The sequence below is a fragment of the Vibrio sp. 10N.247.311.13 genome, assembly GCF_041467595.1.
Classification (GTDB): domain Bacteria; phylum Pseudomonadota; class Gammaproteobacteria; order Enterobacterales; family Vibrionaceae; genus Vibrio; species Vibrio crassostreae_C.
Map to the genome: position 1 here is coordinate 1 of NZ_JBFSUX010000101.1, position 7242 is coordinate 7242.

The 7242-nt window shown below is 44.6% G+C and carries 7 protein-coding genes; 6 read left to right on the top strand and 1 reads right to left on the bottom strand.

Features of this window, described 5'->3' with window-relative positions; translation table 11 throughout:
• Window positions 1–157: 157 nt before the first annotated feature.
• Entirely contained in the window at window positions 158–469 is a 312-nt protein-coding gene (locus AB6E52_RS22415) for a DUF6482 family protein (protein WP_004735016.1), read from the top strand.
• An 88-nt stretch (window positions 470–557) separates the two neighbouring features.
• On the opposite strand, the gene mutH is transcribed toward AB6E52_RS22415, so the two are convergent.
• The gene (gene mutH / locus AB6E52_RS22420; RefSeq protein WP_032546406.1) at window positions 558–1223 is read right to left on the bottom strand and encodes a DNA mismatch repair endonuclease MutH; all 666 of its coding nucleotides are present in this window, start codon (window positions 1221–1223) and stop codon (window positions 558–560) included.
• A 616-nt stretch (window positions 1224–1839) separates the two neighbouring features.
• Here mutH and rppH point away from each other — a divergent pair.
• The 5 genes from rppH to AB6E52_RS22445 are packed head-to-tail and all read left to right on the top strand — an operon-like array spanning window position 1840 to window position 7150.
• Complete coding sequence (gene rppH / locus AB6E52_RS22425) at window positions 1840–2358, top strand: RNA pyrophosphohydrolase (RefSeq protein ID WP_017059335.1); 519 nt, start codon at window positions 1840–1842, stop codon at window positions 2356–2358.
• A gap of 2 nt (window positions 2359–2360) precedes the next feature.
• A complete protein-coding gene (gene ptsP, locus AB6E52_RS22430) occupies window positions 2361–4610 on the top strand; it encodes a phosphoenolpyruvate--protein phosphotransferase (protein ID WP_017059336.1) in 2250 nt (749 codons plus the stop codon).
• Window positions 4611–4618: 8 nt separating this feature from the next.
• Window positions 4619–5410: a sulfite exporter TauE/SafE family protein gene (locus tag AB6E52_RS22435; protein WP_017059337.1), complete on the top strand. Its 792-nt coding sequence runs from the start codon at window positions 4619–4621 to the stop codon at window positions 5408–5410.
• Window positions 5411–5467: 57 nt separating this feature from the next.
• On the top strand, window positions 5468–6289 hold the full coding sequence (gene lgt / locus AB6E52_RS22440; protein ID WP_017059338.1) for a prolipoprotein diacylglyceryl transferase: 822 nt from the start codon (window positions 5468–5470) through the stop codon (window positions 6287–6289).
• Between the two features lie 9 nt (window positions 6290–6298).
• Complete coding sequence (locus tag AB6E52_RS22445; RefSeq protein WP_017056122.1) at window positions 6299–7150, top strand: thymidylate synthase; 852 nt, start codon at window positions 6299–6301, stop codon at window positions 7148–7150.
• The last annotated feature ends 92 nt before the right edge of the window (window positions 7151–7242 follow it).

Here is a 7242-nt window from a genome sequence, read left to right on the forward strand (position 1 = left end):
ACAGCTCTGAAGGATCCTTCAACCGATCGCTTTGGCTTTAACTGATCGGCATTAAAGCATTGGCTTCTCTTTTTTGTTTTTTTAATCGAGAAAAATCAACGTGCCCTAGTAAAGAAATAGAGTTCTACTAAGCTATAGAGAGCAAGGGAGGCCGGCTATGCAAAAGCATCAATTAGACATGTGGTTACATGGAGAGCACAAAGACTCTTATCAAACACCCAAAGTGTACGTTATTGGCTGTTCTGATATTTCAGAATATCTATTGGCGGTGGAGTACAAACATAAGCTAGAACCGGTAAAGCAAGACGGCGAGCCGCTTCACTTTGGATCCTTGGATCAAGTGAAAGAGGAGTTACTCCGGCTCGGCTTTGAAAAGGCGTATCTTCGCTTACACAACGCCTATGATGAGTTTGGTAATGAGCCAAGCCAAAGCTACTGTGATATTGAACTGGCGCTCAAACCTCATTAAGAGGCGTTGGTAGCGAGATATTGATTCTAATTCCAGACTGTTTTTTAACGCACTGATAGTTTTGGCTATCGAGGCTCGATTAAACGATCTATGCGTAATGTGTTGTCAGTAATTTATGGGTGAATTGAGTTCGCAGATAGAAACCACGTGGTTTAGTTTTGATAGGTTTTCCGCTTGCACCGTAAGCTTCCGTTAACACACGACTGTTAGCAGCCTTCGGACGTAAATGCAGTGCTTCACCGTGTCTTGCTGTTATCTGTTCAACATTGCCTAAAACGATCAACTCCATCAGTTCTTCCCAATCTCGCTTCAAGAGTTCGTCTTCAGCTTGGCTAGGTGTCCATAATAATGGGGATCCTACATGCCTCTCTGCTAGCGGGATCTCTCTTTCTCCCTCGACAGGGATCCACAACACCTTAGACAGCTTGTTTCGAACGTGGCTGGTTTCCCAAGTTATGCCTTGCACACCCATCAAAGGAGCAACACACACAAAGGTGGTTTCGAGTGGCTTGCCAGAGTAGCTAATCGGAATGCTTTTTAGCTCGATACCGAGCTTGGCAAAATCTTGTTCTGGCTTACTGCCTGCAGGTGCACCCAAGTGCCATTCCAATAGCTGCCCAACCCAGCCTTTATCACGCTTAAGGTCGTTTGGCATCACCATCTCAGCTTCGTCAGCGAGCTCTTTAAAGGTCATTCCGGCGATGGCATACGCGCGCTCTAACAGCTCTTGTTGTGTTTGTGGTTCTGGTTTCATAATAAAAGGCATGATCAAAAAAATGATTTTATCAGAAGTTATCACCAAATGACGACTGGTTAAGAAATGATCTCCTTGCGAGAAAAGGGATCAAACTCAGGGTTATCCACAGGACATAAAGGTAATTAATTGAAATATTAATTTAGTGGATAAATAAACAGGGGTTTATGGTGGATAAAATGCTTGCCAAATGGGGTTCAAAATGAATCTTTCACTTAGTAGTGTGGATAAACATCGGAGTGGTTGATCTTTAACCATGTCAGGTTTCTGAAAGATCTTTTACATTTCTAATGTTTTTTAAAACTAGAATGTTATTTTAATTTACTGATTTATATAATAATAAAATTATTTTGACTGATTTGTTGTTTTTGGTGTTGATGAATCTATGGATTAAAAAAAACGATTGCGGGTAATTCTTCACATAGTTATTCACAGAAAAGGTGAATAAATGTGGTCTATGTCTCACTATTGTGTGGGTAACTAGAATTTGAGCAAAACTTATCCATATTCCTAGTTATTATTCATAAATATAGCGCTTATCACGTCACTAAGTTTGCTCCGATTGGGGATATGTGGAAAAATCAGAGTAATTAAAAATTTAGATAGAGGTTGGCCAGTGATAGATGGCGATGGTTACCGATTAAATGTTGGTATTGTAATCTGTAACAACCATGGTCAGGTCTTCTGGGCTAAACGATACGGGCAACATTCATGGCAATTCCCTCAAGGGGGAATAGATGAAGGTGAGACTCCGGAACAGGCAATGTACCGCGAGTTGTATGAAGAGGTTGGCCTTACTAAAAAGGATGTAAAGATCGTCGCGACAAGTCGTCATTGGTTACGCTACAAGCTACCCAAACGACTGGTTCGGTGGGATTCTAAACCTGTCTGTATTGGACAAAAACAGAAGTGGTTTCTTTTGCGCTTAGATTGCGATGAATCGCATATCAATATGCAGCGTGGAAGTACACCTGAGTTTGATGGTTGGCGTTGGGTGAGTTACTGGTACCCAGTTCGACAAGTTGTTTCTTTCAAGCGAGATGTTTACCGTCGAGCGATGAAAGAGTTCGCATCTTTAGCAATGCCGTTTAAAGAGCGAAAAATAAAAGGAAAGCGCAAATTGCGTAGAGGTTAAGCATGCTCAGTCAACTAAGGGAAATAGTTGAACACGTATCAAGAGTTGAAGATGTGTCGACGGCTCTTGATATTTTGGTTAAAGAGACATGCAGTGCGATGCAGACGGAATGTTGCACCGTGTATTTGGCAAATAATGATATGCAGCGCCTTGAGTTGATGGCAACTCAAGGCCTGATCTTCAAAGGCAATAGCATTCACATTGGTTTTGACGAAGGTCTGGTTGGCCTTGTTAAAAGAAGTGCTGAACCTATCAACCTTGCACAAGCGTCTGCTCACCCTGCTTATAAGTTTTTTCCAGAGCTTGGAGAAAACGTCTATCACTCTTTTCTCGGTACTCCGATTATCCACCGCAAGCAAGTGCTCGGTGTATTGGTCATTCAACAGAAGACCCCACGTTTATTTAGTGAGATGGAAGAATCCTTCCTTGTCACGCTCTCTGCACAACTTGCCGTTATTGTGGCGCACGCCCAAACTCAAGGCCATTGGCTGTTAGAGCAACAGAAGCTACCGGCTACTAAAGGTATTGCAGCTTCATCGGGCGTGGCGATTGGTGACTTATGGTGGGACAACACTCAGCCTGAACTCACCGATGTTTATCCTGCTTCGACGCTCAATATAGAGAGAGAGCATGAGTTGTTGGCGGTAGCGGTTGAAAACGCCCTCAATGACTTTAAGCGCATGCGAAAGCGCTTAGATAGCGAAATCAATAAAGATGCGTTGGCGATCTTTGACCTGTTTACTCACTTACTCAACGATCCTATGCTGCGTAAGGATCTAAAAAGCCAAATCCAGAAAGGCGATAAAGCCGATTGGGCACTAAGACAGGTTGTAGAGAGTTATTCTAATCGCTTTGCTCGTATGTCGGACGTGTATCTTCGTGAGAGAGCACAAGACATCCGAGAGCTCGGACAAAGGCTGCTCTATTTCCTCCACAACTCTGAACATGAACTTCGCACGTTAGATAAGCCGATTATCCTAGTGGTTCGTGAGTTAACCGCTTCGGTATTAGCGTCTATTCCCAAAGAAAAGCTCTTGGCGGTGATTTCCTTGGAAGGGGCGGCGAACTCGCACGCAGCGATTTTATCTCGAGCGCTTGGCATACCTTCCGTCATGGGGGTAAACCTCAACCTAGCTCAAGCTAATGGCAAGCGAGCGATTGTTGATGGGTATAGCGGTGAGATCTTTATTGAGCCGACTAAAAGCCTGCTCAAAGAGTATCGAGGGCTGATTCTAGAAGAGAGTGAGCTCTCCTCTATGGTCAATCGCGAGCTGTACCTACCGGCAAAAACGCAAGACAACAAGCAAGTCGAGATTCTGCTTAATGCGGGTTTAAGTGCAGACACTAACATCGCTATCAACCAAGGCGTTGATGGCGTAGGGCTGTATCGAACTGAAATTTCTTTCTTGTTGCAGCAAAGATTCCCGTCAGAGGATGAACAATTCAAGCAGTATCGTTCTGTACTGGCAAGCTACCCAGAGAAACAAGTGGTGATGCGTACACTCGATATCGGTGGTGATAAGGCCTTACCGTATTTTCCTATCGAAGAGGACAATCCATTCCTTGGTTGGCGTGGTATTCGGTTTACGCTCGATCATCCTGACATCTTTATTATTCAGTTACGTGCCATGCTACGTGCGAGCTGTGAAAGCCATAACTTGAGTATTTTGCTGCCGATGATCTCTGGTGCACAGGAGTTGGATGACGCGCTACAGTTGATTGAACAAGCGTATGATGAAGTGCATGAGCTTGATAACCGAGTGCGTATGCCTCGCGTTGGTATCATGATTGAAGTGCCATCCATGCTGTACATACTGCCGCTGATTGCGCATAAGGTCGACTTTGTTTCAGTCGGTACCAACGACTTAACCCAATATTTATTAGCGGTTGATCGGAACAATTCACGAGTATCCGATGTCTATGAATCAATGCACCCTGCGGTGATCATGGCATTAAAACAAATTCATGATACTTGTAAGCAATATCAATTACCTGTTTGTATTTGTGGCGAGTTAGCCGGTGACCCGATGGGCGCGCTGCTATTGATTGGATTGGGGTATGAGACGTTAAGTATGAATACCTCGAATGTCGCAAGAACCAAATATTTGATTCGTCAATCGAACTTGGCTGAATTACAGGATTTGGCAAATAAGGCACTTTCAAAACCGTATGGTAGTGACATCTATAGTATGATGCTGAACTATTTCGAAGAGCGTGAATTTACAGGCTTCATTCGAGCAGGTAAAAAATAGGATTTAACGTGTCATATGAACTGATAGGCTTGTTAGCGGGCCTTGGTGCTATTGTTGGTGTTTTAGCAGGCTTGCTAGGCATTGGTGGTGGTTTGCTGGTTGTTCCTGCCTTACTGTTTTTGCTTCCTAAAGCGGGTATCCCCCAAGAGTTTGCGATGCAAATGGCATTGGCTACTTCGCTATCAACCATCATCGTTACGTCGGGATCGTCTGCGATTAACCATCTAAAGTTGGGTAACGTAGAGATGTTTGTCGTTAAATGGTTGATGCCAGGTGTGGTGATAGGTGGCTTCCTCGGCTCTTTCGTGGCCGATGTAATTCCAGCTCAATACTTACCAAAAGTCTTTGGTGTGATTGTTTTGGTGTTGGCGTTGCAAATGCTATTGTCGATTCGCTCCAAGAGCCAAAAATCGATGCCGGGTTCAGCTAAAACCGTGTTGTGTGGCGGCGGGATTGGTTTGGTATCAAGCTTAGCGGGCATTGGCGGTGGGTCTTTATCGGTACCTTTCCTTAACCATCACGGTGTGGAAATGCGTAAAGCCGTCGGCTCATCTTCGGTATGCGGTTGTGTTATCGCGATTTCGGGAATGCTAGGTTTCATTTGGCATGGATCTTCTGTCGATGATCTTCCTGCGTATAGCTTGGGTTATGTTTATCTACCGGCTTTGATCGCGATATCTTGTACCTCAGTTTTGACCACTCGAGTGGGTGCGAAACTAGCCACTCAATTACCAACCCCTGTGCTGAAGAAATTCTTTGCGGTATTTTTAATGTTTATAGCAGCCACAATGCTGCTGTAGTGTCTTTTCTGTTAGTCATTGAGCTAACCGTTAATCAATTTAGATAGAGAGCCAAGTATGTCTCAGGGTTTTATCGAATTCCCAAATATCGATCCTGTTCTTATTGAACTAGGACCAATCTCAGTTCGTTGGTACGGCCTAATGTACCTTGTCGGTTTTATGTTTGCTCTTTGGTTAGCAAATCGCCGAGCTGATCAACCGGGTAGTGGTTGGACTCGAGAGCAAGTATCAGACTTACTGTTTGCTGGCTTTCTAGGTGTGGTGTTGGGTGGTCGTATTGGCTACGTACTTTTCTACAACTTTGACCTTTTCCTAGCAGACCCACTGTACCTATTTAAGGTATGGACTGGCGGTATGTCTTTCCACGGTGGCTTGCTGGGTGTTATCACCGCAATGTTCTGGTATGCGAAAAAGAATGGTCGCACCTTCTTTGGCGTGGCAGACATGATTGCACCACTCGTCCCATTTGGTTTAGGTATGGGCCGTCTAGGTAACTTCATGAACAGCGAGCTTTGGGGCCGTGTGACTGATGTGCCATGGGCGATTGTGTTCCCTAACGGTGGTCCACTTCCTCGTCACCCATCTCAACTTTACGAGATGGCGCTTGAAGGTATCGTGCTGTTCTTCATCTTGAACTGGTTTATCAAAAAGCCGCGTCCTCTTGGTTCTGTATCAGGGTTATTCCTAGCTGGATATGGTACATTCCGCTTCTTAGTAGAATACGTACGTGAACCTGATGCTCACCTAGGTTTGTTCGGTGGATTTATCTCTATGGGACAAATTTTGTCACTGCCAATGGTTATCATCGGTGTGCTGATGATGGTGTGGGCATACAAGCGTGGTCACTACAAAGACGAATTACCACAACAAACGAAGTAAGGAATTGGTGTGAAACAGTATTTAGATCTCTGTCAGCGTATCGTTGATGACGGTACTTGGATTGAAAATGAACGCACGGGCAAGCGTTGCCTAACCGTGATCAATGCTGACCTTGAATATGATGTTGGTAATAACCAATTCCCACTGGTAACAACGCGTAAGAGTTTTTGGAAAGCCGCAGTTGCTGAGCTGCTTGGCTATATCCGTGGTTACGACAATGCTGAAGATTTTCGTAAGCTAGGGACTAAAACTTGGGATGCGAATTCTAACCTGAATGAAGCATGGCTGAATAACCCTTACCGCAAGGGTGAAGATGACATGGGCCGTGTTTATGGTGTTCAAGGCCGAGCATGGGCAAAGCCTGATGGTGGTCATATCGACCAGCTGAAGAAGATTGTTGATGACCTGACGAACGGTATCGATGACCGTGGTGAGATCTTAAACTTCTACAACCCAGGTGAGTTCCACATGGGATGTTTGCGTCCGTGTATGTACAGCCATCACTTCTCACTACTTGGTGACACGCTGTACTTAAACAGTACTCAGCGCTCTTGTGATGTACCACTAGGCCTGAACTTCAATATGGTTCAAGTGTACGTGTTCCTAGCTATCATGGCGCAAATCACGGGTAAAAAAGCGGGTGTGGCTTACCACAAGCTAGTTAACGCTCATATCTATGAAGATCAACTGGCGCCAATGCGTGATATTCAGCTAAAGCGTGAGCCTCTAGCTGGCCCTACATTCCACATCAACCCAGAGATTAAGTCTCTAGAGGATTTAGAAACTTGGGTAACAATGGATGACTTCTGGGTTGAAGGTTACGAGTGCCACGAAGCGATTAAGTACCCATTCTCGGTTTAATCTCACTCGCTTTGTTTGATTGAAAGGCTGCCTCTGTGCCTGTCTCTTGATCACAAGTCTGGTTAATCAAGAGACTTAGCGAGTTCATACCC

What these genes read in the sequence shown, in the direction of transcription:
- AB6E52_RS22415 (WP_004735016.1), top strand. Translation starts at nt 158, where the DNA reads ATGCAAAAGCATCAATTAGACATGTGGTTACATGGAGAGCACAAAGAC.
- mutH (WP_032546406.1), bottom strand. Translation starts at nt 1,223, where the DNA reads ATGAAACCAGAACCACAAACACAACAAGAGCTGTTAGAGCGCGCGTAT.
- ptsP (WP_017059336.1), top strand. Translation starts at nt 2,361, where the DNA reads ATGCTCAGTCAACTAAGGGAAATAGTTGAACACGTATCAAGAGTTGAA.
- lgt (WP_017059338.1), top strand. Translation starts at nt 5,468, where the DNA reads ATGTCTCAGGGTTTTATCGAATTCCCAAATATCGATCCTGTTCTTATT.